The sequence below is a fragment of the Pseudomonas sp. 57B-090624 genome, assembly GCF_003234055.1.
Taxonomy (GTDB): Bacteria; Pseudomonadota; Gammaproteobacteria; order Pseudomonadales; family Pseudomonadaceae; genus Metapseudomonas; species Metapseudomonas tohonis.
Genome location: NZ_QKRU01000059.1, coordinates 1 through 17,299, shown reverse-complemented (window position 1 = coordinate 17,299; position 17,299 = coordinate 1). Strand labels below are relative to the sequence as shown.

Sequence of the window (17,299 nt, the reverse complement as noted above, 5' to 3'; positions counted from 1 at the left end):
GGTCAGTGAACGATCAGCGCCCGGCCAGCGCGGCGAGCACCAGCTGGCAGTTGTGCTGGCCGTAGGCGAGCAGTACCTCGCGGATACGCGCCGGCTCGCGTGCGATCACCGCCTGCAGCAGCTCGGCGAAGGCGAGCATGAACTGGGCCATCTCGCCTTTGCGCTGCTCCAGCGCCAGGTGGTAGGTGCGGCTGATGGCCGGCAGCAGATTCTCCACCGTCTCTTCCAGGTAGGGGTTGTCGGCGAAGGGATAGGCGGCGCGCATGATGTCGAAGCTGGCATCGACGAAGTTGCCGATATCGTGCTCCTTCAGGCACTCCTCCAGGCGCAGCTGGATGGCACGGAAGGGTACGAGGTCGTCATCGGTCCGCCAGCGCTGGGCCACGGCATTGGCCAGCAGGATGTACATCTCCATCATCAACGCATAAAGGCTCTGCACGTGATGAGGGGTGAGTTCGGAGACCTGCGCCCCGCGGCGCGGGAGGATGTTGATCAGGTGGCGACGCTCGAGGATCAGCAGTGCCTCGCGCACCGAGCCGCGGCTGACGTTGAGGGACTGGGTGACCTTCTGTTCCTGAATCCGTTCGCGGGCCTTCATCTCACCGCGGATGATGCGCTCGGCGAGGTGGTGGGCGATCTGTTCGGCGAGGCTGTCCGGTGCCTTGAACGTCATGGTTTTCCTTCGGTCATGGAGGCTGGGGATGTCCGTAAGGCGCCCTCGGCGATAGCTCCGGCGTTGGCGAAAGCCCGGGAACGCAGCAACTACAAGGGTTTGCGGCCCGCAGCGGAACGCTGCAGGGGGCGAAGTGTAACACAGGGTGTTACCCCGCAAAGGTGACAACAAGCGGGCATTCAGACCTAAAGGTCGGTCGCCGGGCGAGGCTGGGAGGCGCACGATTGTCTGACAATCTTACAAGAACCCACCCACCTCGACGCGGAGACCACCCATGTTCGAACGCCTGCCTTCCAACTGGATGCTCGCCCTGAAAAAGGTCGGCTACTGGATCTGGCTGATCCCGATTGCCGGGATCCCCATGAGCTTCTACTGGTCGCTGGACAGCAGCCATCCCAATGCGTGGCCCTGGCTGGTGATCACCGTGGTCTTCGGGGTGATCCCGATCCTCGACGCCATCGTCGGCCGCGACCCGGCCAACCCGGACGAAGCCGAGCAGGTGCCGGAGATGGAGCGCCAGGACTACTACCAGGTACTGAGCCTGGCCACCGTGCCGCTGCTGCTGGGCATGCTGGCCTGGAGCGGCTGGGTCTTCATCCACCACGAGGACTGGAACTGGGTCGGCCGCCTCGGCTGGCTGCTCTCGGTGGGCACAGTGATGGGCGCCATCGGCATCACCGTCTCCCATGAACTGATCCACAAGGACCCGAAGATCGAGCAGAACGCCGGCGGCCTGCTGCTGGCGGCGGTCTGCTACGGGGGCTTCAAGGTCGAGCATGTGCGTGGCCACCACGTCCATGTGTCGACGCCCGAGGACGCCTCCTCCTCCCGCTACGGCCAGAGCCTCTATGCCTTCCTGCCCCATGCCTATAAGCACAACTTCCTCAATGCCTGGCACCTGGAGGCCGAGCGCCTCAAGCGCAAGGGCCTGCCTGCACTGCATTGGCGCAACGAGCTGATCTGGTGGTACGCCATCAGTGCAGCCTTCACCGCAGGTTTCGGCCTGGCGTTCGGCTGGCTCGGCGTGCTGTTCTTCCTCGGCCAGTCGGCCATGGCCTTCACCCTGCTGGAGATCGTCAACTACGTGGAGCACTACGGCCTGCACCGGCGCAAGCTGGAGAACGGCCGCTACGAGCGGACCAGCCCGGCGCACTCCTGGAACAGCAACTTCCTGCTCACCAACCTGTTCCTCTTCCACCTGCAGCGCCATTCGGACCACCACGCCTACGCCAAGCGCCGCTACCAGGTGCTGCGCCACTTCGACGACAGCCCGCAACTGCCCAACGGCTACGCGGGGATGATCGTCCTGGCGCTGATCCCCCCGCTCTGGCGCGCGGTGATGGACCCCCGCGTACGCGCTTACTACGCCGGCGAGGAGCACCAGCTGACGGAGTCGCAGCAGGCCGCCTGACCTCTGTCCCGCCCGACCTTTCGACCGACGCCCCCGCATGGGGGCGTCGGCGTTTCTACACTTGCAGATGACTGGCACGGATTAAGCAACTTTGCCGTGCCAGAGCGGGCGCGCCGGCTTCATAGCCCATTGGCGTGAAGATTTTCTGACTTTTGGGTCAAATATTTATTGACCAGAAAGTCAGGGGATTCTAAATTCGCCGCCATACGAGCCCTCGTAAAAACAATAAAGTGCCTGGAGGTCGTCCTTGATCCAGTTTTTAGTCAATCGGGAGCTGCGCACCGAGCGCGATCTCGATCCCAACGTCACCGTGCTCAACTACTTGCGTGAACACCTGGCCAAACCCGGAACCAAAGAGGGCTGTGCCTCGGGCGACTGCGGCGCCTGCACGGTCGTCGTCGGCGAGCTGCAGGGGGATCGCATCCGCTATCGCACCCTCAACTCCTGCCTGACCTTCGTCTCGTCCCTGCACGGCAAGCAGCTGATCACCGTGGAAGACCTCAAGCACAAGGGCCAGTTGCACTCCGTGCAGCAGGCCATGGTCGACTGCCATGGCTCCCAGTGCGGCTTCTGCACCCCCGGCTTCGTCATGTCGCTGTTCGCCCTGCAGAAGAACAGCGATGGCTACGACAAGGCCCAGACCCTGGAAGCCCTGGCCGGCAACCTGTGCCGGTGCACCGGCTACCGCCCCATCATCGACGCCGCCGAGCAGGCCTGCTGCCAGAAGCAGCCGGACCAGTTCGACGCCTTCGAGGCCCAGACCGTCGCCCAGCTCCAGGCCATCGCCCCGCGCGAGACCGCCGAGCTCAACAGCGGTGACAAGCGCTGCCTGGTGCCGCTGACCGTCGCCGACCTGGCCGACTTCTACACCGCCAACCCGCAGGCCCGCCTGCTGGCCGGCGGCACCGACCTGGCCCTGGAGGTCACCCAGTTCCACCGCGAGCTGCCGGTGATGATCTACGTCGGCCACATCGACGCCATGAAGCGCGTCGAGATCGGCCCCGACTTCATCGAGATCGGCGCCGCCACCGCGCTTTCCGACTGCTACGACGCCCTGGCCCGCGAGTACCCGGACTTCGGCGAACTGCTGCACCGCTTCGCCTCGCTGCAGATCCGCAACCAGGGCACCCTCGGCGGCAACATCGGCAACGCCTCGCCCATCGGCGATGCCCCGCCGCTGCTGATCGCCCTCGGCGCCAGGATCGTCCTGCGCAAGGGCAACCAGACCCGCACCCTGCCCCTGGACGAGTACTTCCTCGACTACAAGGTCACCGTGCGCCAGGAAGCCGAGTTCATCGAGAAGATCCTCGTGCCGCGCGCCCGCACCAACCAGGCGTTCCGCGCGTACAAGGTGTCCAAGCGCCTGGACGACGACATCTCCGCCGTCTGCGCCGCCTTCAACCTGGTGATCGAGGACGGCGTGGTGCGTGAAGCCCGCATCGCCTTCGGCGGCATGGCCGGCATTCCCAAGCGCGCCGCCGCCTGCGAAGCCGCGCTGGTGGGCGCCGCCTGGTACCCCGGCGTGATCGAACGTGCCTGCGAGGCCCTGGCCCAGGACTTCACCCCGCTGACCGACTTCCGTGCCAGCAAGGAATACCGCCTGCTGGCCGCGCAGAACCTGCTGCGCAAATTCTTCCTCGAACTGCAGGCCCCCGAGGTCGAAACCCGGGTGACTGCCTATGTGTGATCTCAAGCATGTCGCGCACCAAGCGCCGATCCCGGCAATTGCTGGCCAGGAAGCGCAGCACCGCAGGCTTAATCTGCACATCGCGCCCATCACCGTTCACGCGGGCGCAGCAGACGTTGGAGGCACAGAGCATGTCTAACCACCACAAGATCAAATCCCAGGAAGAACTGGCCGCGCTGTTCCGCGCCGACATCACCACCGGCGTCGGCAAGAGCGTCAAGCACGAGAGCGCGCCCAAGCACGTCACCGGCGAAGCGGTGTACGTCGACGACCGCCTGGAATTCCCCAACCAGCTGCACGTCTATGCCCGCATGAGCGACCGCGCCCATGCCCGCATCCTGCGCATCGACACCACCCCCTGCTACGCCTTCCCCGGCGTGGCCATCGCCATCACCGCCGAGGACGTTCCCGGCCAGCTGGACATCGGCCCGGTCGTGGCCGGCGACCCGCTGCTGGCGGACGGCAAGGTCGAGTACGTCGGCCAGGTCGTTCTCGCGGTCGGCGCCGACAGCCTGGAAACCGCCCGCAAGGCCGCCATGGCCGCGATCATCGAGTACGAGGACCTGGAGCCGGTGCTCGATGTGGTCGACGCGCTGCGCAAGAAGCACTTCGTCCTCGACAGCCACCAGCACAAGCGCGGCGACTCGGCCAGCGCCCTGGCGCGCTCGAAGAACCGCCTGCAGGGCAACCTGCACATCGGCGGCCAGGAGCACTTCTACCTGGAAACCCAGATCTCCTCGGTGATGCCCACCGAGGACGGCGGCATGATCGTCTACACCTCCACGCAGAACGCCACCGAAGTGCAGAAACTGGTGGCCGAGGTGCTGGGCGTGCACATGCACAAGATCGTCATCGACATGCGCCGCATGGGTGGCGGCTTCGGCGGCAAGGAAACCCAGGCGGCCGGCCCGGCGTGCCTGTGCGCGGTGATCGCGCACCTCACGGGTCGCCCGACCAAGATGCGCCTGCCGCGCATGGAAGACATGACCATCACCGGCAAGCGCCACCCGTTCTATGCCGAGTACGACATCGGCTTCGACGACAACGGCCTGCTCACCGGCATCGAGCTGGAGCTGGCGGGCAACTGCGGCTATTCGCCGGACCTCTCCGGCTCCATCGTCGACCGCGCGATGTTCCACTCGGACAACGCCTACTTCCTCGAACACGCCACCATCAACGGCCACCGCTGCAAGACCAACACCGCCTCGAACACCGCCTACCGCGGCTTCGGCGGGCCGCAGGGCATGGTGGTGATCGAAGAGATCATGGACGTGATCGCGCGCCACCTTGGCAAGGACCCGCTGGAGGTGCGCAAGACCAACTACTACGGCAAGGACGAGCGCAACGTCACCCACTACTACCAGCCCGTCGAGCACAACATTCTCGAGGAGATGACCGCCGAGCTGGAGGCCAGCAGCGAATACGCCCGGCGCCGTGAAGAAATCCGCGCCTTCAACGCCAGGAGCCCGGTGCTGAAGAAGGGCCTGGCGCTGACCCCGGTCAAGTTCGGCATCAGCTTCACCGCCACCTTCCTCAACCAGGCGGGCGCGCTGGTGCACATCTACACCGACGGTTCGATCCACCTGAACCACGGCGGCACCGAGATGGGCCAGGGTCTGAACACCAAGGTCGCCCAGGTGGTGGCCGAGGTCTTCCAGGTGGACATCGGCCGCATCCAGATCACCGCGACCAACACCGACAAGGTGCCCAACACCTCGCCGACCGCTGCCTCCAGCGGCACCGACCTGAACGGCAAGGCCGCCCAGAACGCCGCCGAGACCATCAAGAAGCGCCTGGTGGACTTCCTCGCCAACCACTTCAAGGTGACCGACGAAGACATCGAGTTCCGCAACGAGCAGGTGCGCGTGCGCGATCACTTCCTCTCCTTCGAGGAGATGATCCAGCTCGCCTACTTCAACCAGATCTCGCTCTCCAGCACCGGTTTCTACCGCACGCCGAAGATCTTCTATGACCGCGAGAAGGCCGCCGGCCGCCCCTTCTACTACTTCGCCTACGGCGCTGCCTGTGCGGAAGTGCTGGTGGACACCCTGACCGGCGAATACAAGATGCTGCGCACCGATATCCTGCATGACGTCGGCGCCTCGCTGAACCCGGCCATCGACATCGGCCAGGTGGAGGGCGCGTTCGTCCAGGGCATGGGCTGGCTGACCATGGAAGAGCTGGTGTGGAACGCCAAGGGCAAGCTGATGACCAGCGGCCCGGCGAGCTACAAGATCCCCGCCATCGCCGACATGCCGCTGGACCTGCGGGTCAAGCTGGTGGAGAACCGCAAGAACCCCGAGCAGACCGTGTTCCACTCCAAGGCCGTGGGCGAGCCGCCGTTCATGCTCGGCATCGCCGTGTGGTGTGCGCTCAAGGACGCCGTGGCCAGCCTGGCGGACTACAAGGCGCAGCCGGCCATAGACGCACCGGCCACGCCGGAGCGCGTGCTCTGGGGCGTGGAGCAGATGAAGAAGCTGCAGCAGGCGGCCAACAAGCCCGCTGCCAGCCAGGTAGAGCCCGCCTGACGGCGGGCCGGGAGCCGAGATGAACAGCCAACCCGCCTTCAGCCGCGAAACCCCGGAACAGCAGGCCGCACCGGCCCAGCCGACCGACGCCTTGCGCCGCCCGGAGCAGGATGTCTGGCGCCTGTCGCGCTCCGCCAAGCCCCTGCGTACCTGGAGGTTGAGCAAATGAGCTGGATCAGCGCCCTGGCCGAACTCCAGCAACGCGGGGACGCCTGCGTGCTGGTGACCATCATCGAAGAGCGCGGGTCCACCCCGCGCAATTCCGGCTCGAAGATGGTGGTCAGCGATGACCGCATCTACGAGACCATCGGTGGCGGCCACCTGGAATTCAAGGCGATGGAGATCGCCCGCGAAATGCTGCGGAGCCGTTCCCAGGACACCCGCCTGGAGCGCTTCAGCCTGGGCGCCAGCCTCGGCCAGTGCTGCGGCGGTGCCACGGTGCTGCTGTTCGAGCCCATGGGCCAGCCCCAGGCACATATCGCCCTGTTCGGGGCCGGCCACGTCGGCCGTGCCCTGGCTCCGCTGCTCGCCAGCCTGCCCTGCAAGGTGCGCTGGATCGACTCGCGGGAGAACGAGTTCCCGGCGTCCATTCCCACCGGTGTCGAGAAGGTGATCAATGACGAGGTGGTCGATGAGGTCGAGCGCATGCCCGCCGGCAGCTACTTCATCGTCATGACCCACAACCACCAGCTCGACCTGGAGCTCACTGCGGCCATCCTCAAGCGCAATGACTTCGCCTACTACGGCCTGATCGGCTCGAAGACCAAGCGGGTGAAGTTCGAACACCGCCTGCGCGACCGCGGCTTCGCCCCGGAAACCGTGCAGCGCATGCGTTGCCCCATGGGCATCGCCGAGGTGAAGGGCAAGCTGCCTGCGGAGATCGCCATCTCCATCGCCGGCGAGATCATCGCCACCTACAACGCCACCTTCGGTCAGAAGGAAGAAGGCCAGGACGTGAAGAAAAGGGAAACAGTCGCCAAACTGGTGCCCTCTTCCCGCCGCGAACAGGCCTGACACCAGGATTCATGCAGGAGGACACCGGGCCACCTCGGCTCGGTGCTCGCCTGCGCGGAGCCCCGACACGGGGCATCAAGATCACGAAAGAACGAGATTCAACATGACCAGCCCTGCAAAAGCCTATCGCGCCGCCATCCTGCACAGCATCGCCGACCCCGCCGAGGTGGGTGTCGAGCAGTCCTACGAGTATTTCGAGGACGGCGTGCTGGTGATCGAGGACGGCAAGGTCGCCCGCGTCGGCCATGCCGCCGACCTGCTGCCCGGCCTCAAGGGCGTGGAAGTGCGCGAATACCGCGACGCCCTGATCACCCCCGGCTTCATCGACACCCACATCCACTACCCGCAGACCGGCATGATCGCCTCCTACGGCGAACAGCTGCTGGACTGGCTGAACACCTACACCTTCCCCACCGAGAAGGCCTTCGCCGACAAGGCCCACGCGGCCGACGTGGCGGCCATCTTCCTCAAGGAACTGCTGCGCAGCGGCACCACCACCGCCCTGGTGTTCGGCACCGTGCACAAGCAGTCGGTCGACGCCTTCTTCGAAGCCGCCGAGGCCTTGGACCTGCGCATGATCGCCGGCAAGGTGCTGATGGACCGCAACGCCCCCGACTACCTGACCGACACCCCGGAAAGCGGCTACGCCGACAGCCGGGAGCTGATCGAGCGCTGGCACGGCAAGGGCCGCCTGCACTACGCGGTGACTCCGCGCTTCGCGCCGACCAGCACCCCGGAGCAGCTGACCCTGGCCGGCCAGCTGTTCGGCGAGTTCCCGGGCCTGTACATGCACACCCACCTCTCCGAGAACAAGGCGGAGATCGAATGGGTGAAGGCGCTGTTCCCGGAGCGCAAGGGCTACCTGGACGTGTACGACCACTACAAGCTGATCGGCCCGCGCGCGGTCTTCGCCCATGGCGTCCACGTCTGCGACGACGAGTGCAAGCGCCTGGCGGAAACCGGCTCGGCCGTGGCCTTCTGCCCCACTTCCAACCTGTTCCTGGGCAGCGGCCTGTTCGACCTGCAGAAGCTGGAAGAGCACGGCGTGCGCGTGGGCCTGGGCACCGACGTCGGCGCCGGCACCAGCTTCTCCCAGCTGCAGTCGCTGAACGAGGCCTACAAGGTCATGCAGCTGCAGGGCAAGAAGCTCGACCCGTTCAAGTCCCTGTACCTGGCCACCCTGGGCGGCGCCCGCGCGCTGTACCTGGACGACAAGATCGGTAACTTCGCCAGCGGCAAGGACGCGGACTTCGTGGTCCTCGACTACCAGGCCACCCCGCTGATCGCCTACCGCATGCAGCAGGCCAGGACCATCGAGGAGAAGCTCTTCGCCCTGACCATCCTCGGCGACGACCGCAGCGTGAAGGAAACCTTCGCCGCCGGCCGCTCCGTGCACCGCCGCGACTGATCCAACGCTGCCCCCGAAAGCCCCGCCCATGCGGGGCTTTTCTTTGTGCACCACCTCTACGCGGCCCCGTGGGGGCGAATTCACTCGATGGGACATCCGGCCACGCGCAACCCCGTGGCGGCGGATCTTTTGCGGCTGAAGCCGCTCCCACGTGAAGCACCTGCAACGCCGCCCAGCATCGCTGCGTTGGGCCTCGCTACGCTCGGCGCCAACCTGCGGCGCCGTGCCGTGGCAGGCCGGGTGCAATCCGGGCTCTTGCTTGGAGCCACGCGGGTTTCACCCACCCTACGGAGCTGACCGGTGTGCAGGGTGGATGGCGCTCTTTTCATCCACCAAGCGACCTTCCAGCCCACACGCATGCCCACCTCGTGGGAGCGAATTCATTCGCGATGAAGCCAGCAACCTGTCCCCTGTTTCGCGGCTGAAGCCGCTCTCACAGAAGCCGGGTGCCGCCGTGCCAAACCGTCGAGTTGCACCCGACCTACCCAACCACCCGCCCACAAAAAAGCCCCGCATTCGCGGGGCTTCTTCATCACACCCTGCTCAGGCGCTGCGTGAGGAAGCGCGGGTGCTTTTCTTCTTGCTCTGCAGCAGGTGCGAGAACACCGCGTGCAGGTCATCGGAGGCGGTTTCGCCTTCGAGGTTGAGCTTGGCGTCGACGCTGTCCATGTGGCGCATCATCAGGTCGACGGCGACCTCGACGTTATGCGACTCGATGGCGTCGATGACCTTGTCGTGCTCCTCGTCCGAGCAATGGGTGCGGCTGTTGCTCTCGTACAGGGCGATGATCAGCGAGGTCTGCGAAATCAGGCTGCGCAGGAAACCCAGCAGGGTGAAGTTGCCAGCGGCCTCGGCCAGCTTCAGGTGGAACTCGCCGGACAGGCGGATGCCCATGCCGCGGTCACCACGGGCGAAGCACTCGCGCTCCTCGATGACCATCTGGCGCAGGCCGGCGATCTGTTCGGGGGTGGCGTTGACGCAAGCCAGCTCGGTGATGGCGCGCTCGATCATGCGACGTGCGTAGAAGATCTGCCGCGCTTCCTCGGCCCCCGGGCTGGCCACGACGGCACCACGGTTGGGACGCAGCAGCACCACGCCCTCGTGGGCGAGGCGCGACAGGGCACGGCGGATGATGGTGCGGCTGACACCGAAGATCTCGCCCAGGGCCTCTTCGCTCAACTTGGTGGCCGGAGCCAGGCGCTGTTCGAGGATGGCTTCGAAGATATGTGCGTAGACGACTTCATCCTGGGTGCCATTGCGCGTGCCTTTGGCGGCACGCGGCGGCTTCTTCAAACTGTGTTCAACGTCGTTCATGGGGGCCCACGTAGAAGGATTCGAAAGCGGGAATAGGGCTGACACTACGCTGAGTCGGCATCGTATTGCCAGCGTCCAACGGGGAAAGCCTCGGAAAAATGTGCGCATTGTACACAATCCGCCCGAACAAAGGCACTGCCACCCCGCCCAGACTCCCGCCTACAGGGCCCTAGAACCCTCCGGCAGCTCCAGGCGCAACCCCATCCGGCGACCCTCGGCGACCAGGTGGTCACGCATCAGCGAGGAGGCCAGCAGGCTGTCGCGCCGGCGGATGGCCTGTACCAGGGCCTCGTGCTCGCGCACCCGTTCCTGCAATTCGTCACCGCGCTGGCGCAGCAGTGCATCGCTGCGGGCCAACGCAGCCCCCGCCTGCGTGACCAGGGACTGGAAGATGGGGTTGGTGGTCAGCGAACCGAGCAATTGATGGAAGCCTATATAGGCCTCGACGAAGGCATCCATGTCGTCGTCCTCCGCGGCATCGCGCAGGTCCATCAGACGCAGGCGCAGGCGGTCGAGATCGCTCGATGCGATCGATTGCGCCACCAGGCCGACGATGAAGGGCTCCAGGGCATAACGCAGCTGGATCACATCCTCGATGCTGTGGTCGCGGGGCGCCGTGATGGCGAGTTCCGCAGCCTCGCGCCCCATCACCTGGACGCCCTTGCCGGGCAGCGAGCGGACCATGCCGAGGGTTTCCAGCACCGTCACCGCCTCGCGCAGGCAGGGGCGGCTGATGCCCAGCTGCTCGGCCAGTTCGCGCTGGCCCGGGAGCATCTCGCCGACGGCCCAGCGCCCCTGCTCGATGGACTCGCGCAGCGACTGGACGATGGACCCCACCAGGGTCGATGAGCTGTTCACTGTTCCTTCCTCCTTGTGAAGCCGGACCAGGCAGGCCGGGCCGCAGCATGATGCAGCCCGGCGACACCCTTCTCAATCCGCCGTCGGCTTGGCGCCGAGGCGGTCCTTGAACGCAAAGCCCTGCTCGCCCGCCAGCACGCTGCGGGCGCGACCCAGGTCGATGTCCTTTTCCCAACGGGCGATGGCCACAGTGGCGATGCAGTTGCCGATCAGGTTGGTCAGTGCGCGGCCGATGCCCATGAACCAGTCCACGGAGAGCACCAGCACCAGGCCCACGACGGGGATCGCCGGCACGGCCGCGAGCGTGGCGGCGAGGATCACCAGGGCCGAGCCGGGAATGCCGTGGGCGCCCTTGGAGGTGACCAGCGACACCAGCAGGATGGTGACCAGATCATTCATCGCCAGCGGCGTGCCGGTGGCATGGGCGATGAAGACGATGGCCAGGGTCAGGTAGATGGAGAAGCCGTCCAGGTTGAACGAGTAGCCGGTGGGGATCACCAGGCCAACCGTGGAACTGCGGATGCCCAGGTGCTCCAGCTTGCGCATGATCTGCGGCAGCACGGCGTCCGAAGAAGCGGTGCCGAGCACGATCAGCAGCTCCTCGCGCAGGTAGCCGAGGAACGGCCACAGGCGCAGCCCGGCAACCCGCAGCACGGTCCCCAGCACCAGCAGCACGAACACCGCACAGGTGGCATAGAACACCACCACCAGGCCGCCCAGGTGGCGCAGCGAGTCGACCCCGTACTTGCTGGTGGTGAAGGCGATGGCACCGAACACGCCGATGGGCGCCAGGCGCACGATCATGCCCATGATGCGGAAGATCACATGGCTCATCTCGTTGATCAGCCGGGCCACGCCCGACGCCGCCTCGCCCACCTGGTTCAGCGCACAGCCGAACAGCACCGAGAACAGCAGCACCTGGAGAATGTCGTTGCTGGCGAAGGCGCCGATCACGGACGCCGGGATCAGCCCCATGACGAAGTCCACCGGCCCGTGCAGGTCGCCGGTGCGCGAGGTGTAGAGCGCAGCATCGCCGGCCGGCAACTGGCCGAGGTCGATGTTGGCGCCCACCCCCAGCCCGCCGCCATAGGCCACCAGCAGGCCGATCAGCAGCGCCACCGTGGTCAGTACCTCGAAATACACCACCGCCTTGAAGCCGATGCGACCGACCTTCTTCAGGTCCCCCGCGCCGGAAATGCCGCTCACCACCACGCAGAACACGATCAGCGCGATGAGCATCTTGATCAGCTTGATGAAACCGTCGCCCAGGGGCTTGAGCTGCGCCGAGAACTCGGGGAAGCCGATACCGCAGAGGATGCCGATGACCAGGCCGATGACGACCTGCAGGAATATCGAGCGCGAGCACCACTTGAGCATGGGGGGAATCTCCGTTGCGGTGCCCCCGGAGCGCTGGCGCGGCTACGCCCTTGTGCGAGATCCGGAGGCTTTGTTGTTGTGGTCTTACCGGTCAGTCCAGCTCGCGCAGTCTATGCCCCCAAAAAGCTGCACACAAGCCGACAAACATTAATTGACTTTTTTGTACACAAACACATAATCCGACTGCGTACTTTTTGACCCAAAAGTCAGAAAACTCGCACTGCCCCGTGAGGCACCAAACCTCAGGCTTTTCGCTGCGCAAGGGACCCAGGTAACCAGCCGGCCGAACAGCTAAAAACAACTAAATGAGAGGTACCTGCTGTGGAAAGCACCAAACAACAAGAACAAGGAACGTACGCTGCGAGCCCTCCCGCCAAAGGCCTGCTTGAACGCCTCTTCAAGCTGACCGAACACCGCACCACCGTGAGAACCGAACTGGCCGCCGGCCTCACCACCTTCATCACCATGGCCTACATCATCTTCGTAAACCCCAACATCATGGCGGATGCCGGCATCGATCACGGTGCGGCCTTCGTGGCCACCTGCCTGGCCGCCGCCTTCGGCTGCTTCCTGATGGGCCTGTACGCCAACTGGCCGGTCGGCCTGGCACCGGGCATGGGCCTCAACGCCTTCTTCACCTACACCGTGGTCAACACCATGGGCTACAGCTGGCAGATCGCCCTCGGCGCGGTGTTCCTGTCCGGCGTGCTGTTCATGATCCTGACCTTCTCGCGCATCCGCGAATGGCTGCTCAACAGCATCCCCAGCAGCCTGCGCTTCGCCATGGGCGCGGGGGTCGGATTGTTCCTCGGGCTCATCGGCCTGAAGACCGCCGGCATCGTGGTACCGAACTCCAGCACCCTGGTGCACATCGGTGACCTGACCTCCCCCGCCCCGCTGCTGGCCGCGATCTGCTTCCTGATGATCGCCGTGCTGGAATACCGCCGCGTGTTCGGCGGCATCCTGATCAGCATCCTCACCGTCACCCTGATCGGCGTCGGCCTGGGCATCGTCAAGTTCGGCGGCGTCTTCTCCATGCCGCCGAGCCTGGCGCCCACCTTCATGGCCATGGACATCACCGGTGCGTTCGACGTGACCATGATCAGCGTGATCCTGGCCTTCCTCTTCGTGCACATGTTCGACACCGCCGGCACCCTGATGGGCGTGGCCCAGCGCGCGAACCTGGTGAAGGAAGACGGCCGCATCGAGAACCTGTCGAAGGCCATGAAGGCCGATAGCGCCTCCAGCGTGTTCGGCGGCGTGCTCGGCGTACCGCCGGTCACCAGCTACGTGGAAAGCGCCGCGGGCGTCGCCGCCGGTGGCCGCACCGGTCTGACCGCCGTCACCGTCGGCATCCTCTTCGTCGCTGCGATGTTCTTCGCCCCGCTGGCCGGCATGATCCCCGCCTATGCCACCTCCGGCGCGCTGATCTACGTCGCCATGCTGATGATGGGCGGCATGGCCCACATCGACTGGGACGAGCACACCGAAACCATCCCCGCGATCGTCACCGTCATCATGATGCCGCTGACCTTCTCGGTCGCCGACGGCATCGCCCTGGGCTTCGTGACCTACGTGGTGATGAAGGCCTGCACCGGCAAATACCGCGAGGTATCGCCCAGCCTGTATGCACTTTGCGCCATCTTCGTCGCCAAGTTCATTTTCCTGTAAGCTCGCTCCGCAACACCCCAAGGCCCTGGCGCTGAAGCGCCAGGGCCTTTTCATTTCCCGGAGACGAGCGAATGAGCCTGGAAACCTGGCTGCTGTTCAGCAGCGCCGCGCTGGTGGTGATCCTGATCCCCGGCCCCCTGTCCCTGCTGATGGTCAGCAACAGCCTCAACTACGGCATCCGCCGCTCGCTGCCTGCGTTCCTCGGTGGCGTCAGCGCCGCCACCGGCCTGCTCGCCGCCTCCGCGCTCGGCCTCGGCGCCCTGCTGCTGGCCTCCGAGCAACTGTTCAGCGCACTCAAGCTGGTGGGCGCGCTCTACCTCTTCTACCTCGCCTGGCAGAGCTGGAAGCAATCGCGCAACGCCGCCAAACCGGTGGCGGCCGAGGAGCAACCGGTCAACCCGGGCTTCCGCGCCCTCTACTGGAAAGCCTTCGGCCTCGCCGCCAGCAACCCCAAGGACATCCTCTTCTTCGCCGCCTTCCTGCCCCAGTTCATCAGCGCCGACCGCCCGCTGCTGGGCCAGCTCTCGGTGATGATCGCCACCTGGGCCGTGCTGGACCTCGCCTGCAAACTCTTCTACGGCCTCAGCGCCCACGCCGCCGCCCGCTACCTGCGCTCCGGCCAGGGCCAGACCTGGTTCAACCGCGTCAGCGCCGGGCTGTTCGGTGCGGCGGGAACGGCGGCGTTGATATCTCGCTGAAACGGTTCCTCTGAAATGACGAAGCCCGGCGGATGCCGGGCTTTTTTATGATGAGGCAAGAGGGCTTAGCTGCAGGCGCTCAAACGAGCTCGTCGAACTACTCAGCGAAACAGACACAAGAACCCAGCAGCAGATTGACCGTACTGGCCAAGCCGCAGCCACTCACCCCGCTATCAGAGTGGAGGACAGGGAAAGCTGATCCACCTGCTCAACGCATACCACTGTAGGGATCCGCAATCGTTGAGGACATCTCAGTTTCTGCCTCCTCAATTGCCTCTCGACTGGCAATGGACATCACCTGCCTATCAAGCCCTAGAAGAAATTCCCAGGCTTCTACCAGTCCTAATTTAGATACGATCGACAAGGCATAATCGGTTACTTCTGGCTGGTCTCGCCAACATAAGATGATCAACTGTTCGACACGAGATTTCAGCGGCTCTGGCAATAAAGAATATGTATGCCATTGGCGATCAGCCAACTCGTCAAGCGCCTCCATGAACGGGAGCACTTCCATATCACCTTGTGTCTGTAGAAGCGTTTCGATTTCATGACGAACAGCTTCAGGTGCCATTCCCTCGGGTAACAACCGGTAATATTCAGAATTTTTCATGATCAAAAATCTACTGGTATGTGCGTTTCATTGGAGGCTTTTCTGTAAAGCCTCCCGTCTTGCCCCAAAAGCTTCCCACCAATTTTTATTTGTGCAGTCCAGCCAGATCCCGAGTTTGAACCTGGAAATTTGACGGCAGCATTCGCATCCGGAGAATGCCATTTTATCTCAACTTTCTGCCCTCCAATCATATAGTTAAATTTACTACCATCTGAGATGGTCGCCGATGGCTTAAAGCCATCAGGTGAGCCTGGCGGGACCAAACTCTTCAAATCATTTATATGAATCCGCCCATTACTCAGAGCCCCGATTGCCGACTGCTGCGGGTTGAAAAACGCAGGAACCTTTGTGCTTTTCGATGGCTGGTTTATTGGGCCGAAGTCCCCATCCGCCCGTGAAACTGCATTATCCCACTTCGGAGTCGTTGATCCTACTGAAGCCTTGGAGCCGGATGGCTCGACGATATCGGCCTTGGTTCCGGCGGTACTACCTTTACTCAGTCCCTTAAGCGCAAGGGGATTGATCCCAAATGGGTTGAAGCCAGTTTGTTCTGTAAATTTCGAAGCCTCTCCCATCCATCGAGGATCATTAGAGAAATAGAGTTGAGAAATATAGTCTAGGTGCAACTGACCAGCGAGAGTCCAATCATTAAGATTATCCCCCCCAATGAACGTATAAGACCGAAGAATTTTACTAGCAGCACCGTCTGGCAACTGGCTCTCCAAGCTATCTATAGCCTTAGAGCCGGCATCTATCTCTGCTCGAACTTCAGCACAATTTCCTACACTTGTGCATTCCAGCAAACGCTTATGATTAACCAGACTGCGCTCGCGAGCCTCACGATCCAACTCACCACACGAATTGTCACCATCACAAGCCCCAGCTTTCTCCTTAAGCTCCTCTACATCCTTATGATTGAGGAAATTATACTGCGTCGCGTTCTGTGCCACCCAGGCACCTTTCTCAAGATCTCCCCCAACAGCTGCCGCTGCAAACACACCGACGAGCTGGGATGACATTGCCAGCAGCTTGGGATCACTATTCACCAAAGCATCAAGCTGAACTACCAGAGCCTCATTGGCGCCAGCCGCAATTGCGCCAGTCTTGAAGTCGCCGCCAGTCGCCTTACTAAGCAAGCCACCTACAACAGCGTGAATAGCAATCTTCTGCGGTGAGCCGTCAGCTATTTTTCCCTTGGTGTAGTCCCCTAAAGCGTTGAACGAGGCTGCGGCCAATGTATTGTAGAGAGCGGTCTGTAAAGCGTCCTTGAACGAGGCATCACGCCCCATTAGTTTATTGAGCCCTGCTGCGGTAGTGCTCTGGGCTAGCTGATTACCTGCAAAGTTTCCAATCCCTTCTAGGGTTCCCAGATCAACATTATTGACCTTATTAGTGAAAGGGTTTGTCTCGGTACCAAACAGCTTATCGAAGAGGCCTGAAGTCAGACCTGCCGTCGCCCCGGCAACTGCATAATCCTTAAGGCTTTCCTTTGATGTGACATCTTTGAGTGTAGCCCCCAGATTGCCTCGATTGTTGATGATGCCTACGGTTCCCTTGGTAGCTGCTGAGGAGGCAACCGCACCCACGGCAGCCCCACCAACCCCCCCCCCAACAGCTGAGGCAGCAGCCGGCCCAACAACTACTGCCATAACGATCGCGATTACTAGCTGGGCTCCTGCCCCAAGCCCCGAGTTGCTGTATTTGAAGGAGTCATGGATTTCTTTGACCTGCCGCCAATCGATATCTCCACGCTGTTCAGCCGCTTTAATCCATGCCAATTGCGGGTCGGCAGCCACCATCGCATCGACGGTCTGGCTGACGCTCTGCTGGTTGATCTCCTTGATATCGATCTTCAGTCCATCGACAGCCTTGATGGCGATCTCGCCCTGAGCGATCAGTTGGCTCTGCAGGACCGTTTCATCCGTCTTGCCTTTGCCCTCCATGGAGTTCCACACGAAGCTGCTCTTGCTCTTCTCATGGCTCTCCTGGTGCATGTCCTTCACCGCTTCGAAGGTGATGGCACCGCCACTTTCAAGGGTCAGGTTGCCGC

Annotated in this window: 14 protein-coding genes; 8 read left to right on the top strand and 6 right to left on the bottom strand. The window is 63.4% G+C overall.

Annotated elements, in window-relative coordinates:
* Nucleotides 1–13 precede the first annotated feature (13 nt).
* The gene (locus tag DMX10_RS23850) at nucleotides 14–673 is read right to left on the bottom strand and encodes a GntR family transcriptional regulator (RefSeq protein WP_111263420.1); all 660 of its coding nucleotides are present in this window, start codon (nucleotides 671–673) and stop codon (nucleotides 14–16) included.
* Nucleotides 674–947: 274 nt separating this feature from the next.
* Here DMX10_RS23850 and DMX10_RS23845 point away from each other — a divergent pair, with 274 nt between their 5' ends.
* From DMX10_RS23845 to guaD, 6 genes are all read left to right on the top strand, one after another.
* On the top strand, nucleotides 948–2,084 hold the full coding sequence (locus DMX10_RS23845) for an alkane 1-monooxygenase (protein ID WP_111263419.1): 1,137 nt from the start codon (nucleotides 948–950) through the stop codon (nucleotides 2,082–2,084).
* 247 nt (nucleotides 2,085–2,331) lie between these two features.
* A complete protein-coding gene (xdhA, locus tag DMX10_RS23840; RefSeq protein WP_111263418.1) occupies nucleotides 2,332–3,771 on the top strand; it encodes a xanthine dehydrogenase small subunit in 1,440 nt (479 codons plus the stop codon).
* Between the two features lie 131 nt (nucleotides 3,772–3,902).
* Entirely contained in the window at nucleotides 3,903–6,299 is a 2,397-nt protein-coding gene (xdhB, locus tag DMX10_RS23835) for a xanthine dehydrogenase molybdopterin binding subunit (protein WP_111263417.1), read from the top strand.
* Between the two features lie 19 nt (nucleotides 6,300–6,318).
* A complete protein-coding gene (locus tag DMX10_RS32835; RefSeq protein WP_158545624.1) occupies nucleotides 6,319–6,468 on the top strand; it encodes a hypothetical protein in 150 nt (49 codons plus the stop codon).
* Nucleotides 6,465–7,313: a xanthine dehydrogenase accessory protein XdhC gene (gene xdhC / locus DMX10_RS23830; RefSeq protein WP_111263416.1), complete on the top strand. Its 849-nt coding sequence runs from the start codon at nucleotides 6,465–6,467 to the stop codon at nucleotides 7,311–7,313. The genes DMX10_RS32835 and xdhC overlap by 4 nt, the downstream gene beginning before the upstream one ends.
* A gap of 103 nt (nucleotides 7,314–7,416) precedes the next feature.
* Nucleotides 7,417–8,721: a guanine deaminase gene (gene guaD / locus DMX10_RS23825; protein ID WP_111263415.1), complete on the top strand. Its 1,305-nt coding sequence runs from the start codon at nucleotides 7,417–7,419 to the stop codon at nucleotides 8,719–8,721.
* 543 nt (nucleotides 8,722–9,264) lie between these two features.
* Here the strand turns inward: guaD and DMX10_RS23820 are convergent.
* From DMX10_RS23820 to DMX10_RS23810, 3 genes are all read right to left on the bottom strand, one after another.
* Complete coding sequence (locus tag DMX10_RS23820; protein WP_111263414.1) at nucleotides 9,265–10,035, bottom strand: GntR family transcriptional regulator; 771 nt, start codon at nucleotides 10,033–10,035, stop codon at nucleotides 9,265–9,267.
* Nucleotides 10,036–10,194: 159 nt separating this feature from the next.
* Nucleotides 10,195–10,893, bottom strand: a complete 699-nt coding sequence (locus DMX10_RS23815; RefSeq protein WP_111263413.1) for a FadR/GntR family transcriptional regulator — start codon at nucleotides 10,891–10,893, stop codon at nucleotides 10,195–10,197.
* A gap of 72 nt (nucleotides 10,894–10,965) precedes the next feature.
* On the bottom strand, nucleotides 10,966–12,270 hold the full coding sequence (locus DMX10_RS23810) for a C4-dicarboxylate transporter DctA (RefSeq protein ID WP_111263412.1): 1,305 nt from the start codon (nucleotides 12,268–12,270) through the stop codon (nucleotides 10,966–10,968).
* A 321-nt stretch (nucleotides 12,271–12,591) separates the two neighbouring features.
* On the opposite strand from DMX10_RS23810, the gene DMX10_RS23805 reads away from it, so the two are divergent.
* Complete coding sequence (locus tag DMX10_RS23805) at nucleotides 12,592–13,941, top strand: NCS2 family permease (RefSeq protein WP_043243483.1); 1,350 nt, start codon at nucleotides 12,592–12,594, stop codon at nucleotides 13,939–13,941.
* A 71-nt stretch (nucleotides 13,942–14,012) separates the two neighbouring features.
* The gene (locus DMX10_RS23800) at nucleotides 14,013–14,639 is read left to right on the top strand and encodes a LysE family translocator (RefSeq protein WP_111263411.1); all 627 of its coding nucleotides are present in this window, start codon (nucleotides 14,013–14,015) and stop codon (nucleotides 14,637–14,639) included.
* A 208-nt stretch (nucleotides 14,640–14,847) separates the two neighbouring features.
* Here DMX10_RS23800 and DMX10_RS32605 read toward each other — a convergent pair whose 3' ends face one another.
* Nucleotides 14,848–15,249 (bottom strand): hypothetical protein, encoded by a 402-nt coding sequence (locus tag DMX10_RS32605; protein WP_146603056.1) that lies wholly within the window; start codon nucleotides 15,247–15,249, stop codon nucleotides 14,848–14,850.
* 2 nt (nucleotides 15,250–15,251) lie between these two features.
* A partial coding sequence (locus tag DMX10_RS23795) for a DUF637 domain-containing protein (protein WP_178083003.1) occupies nucleotides 15,252–17,299 on the bottom strand: 2,048 nt, incomplete at its 5' end.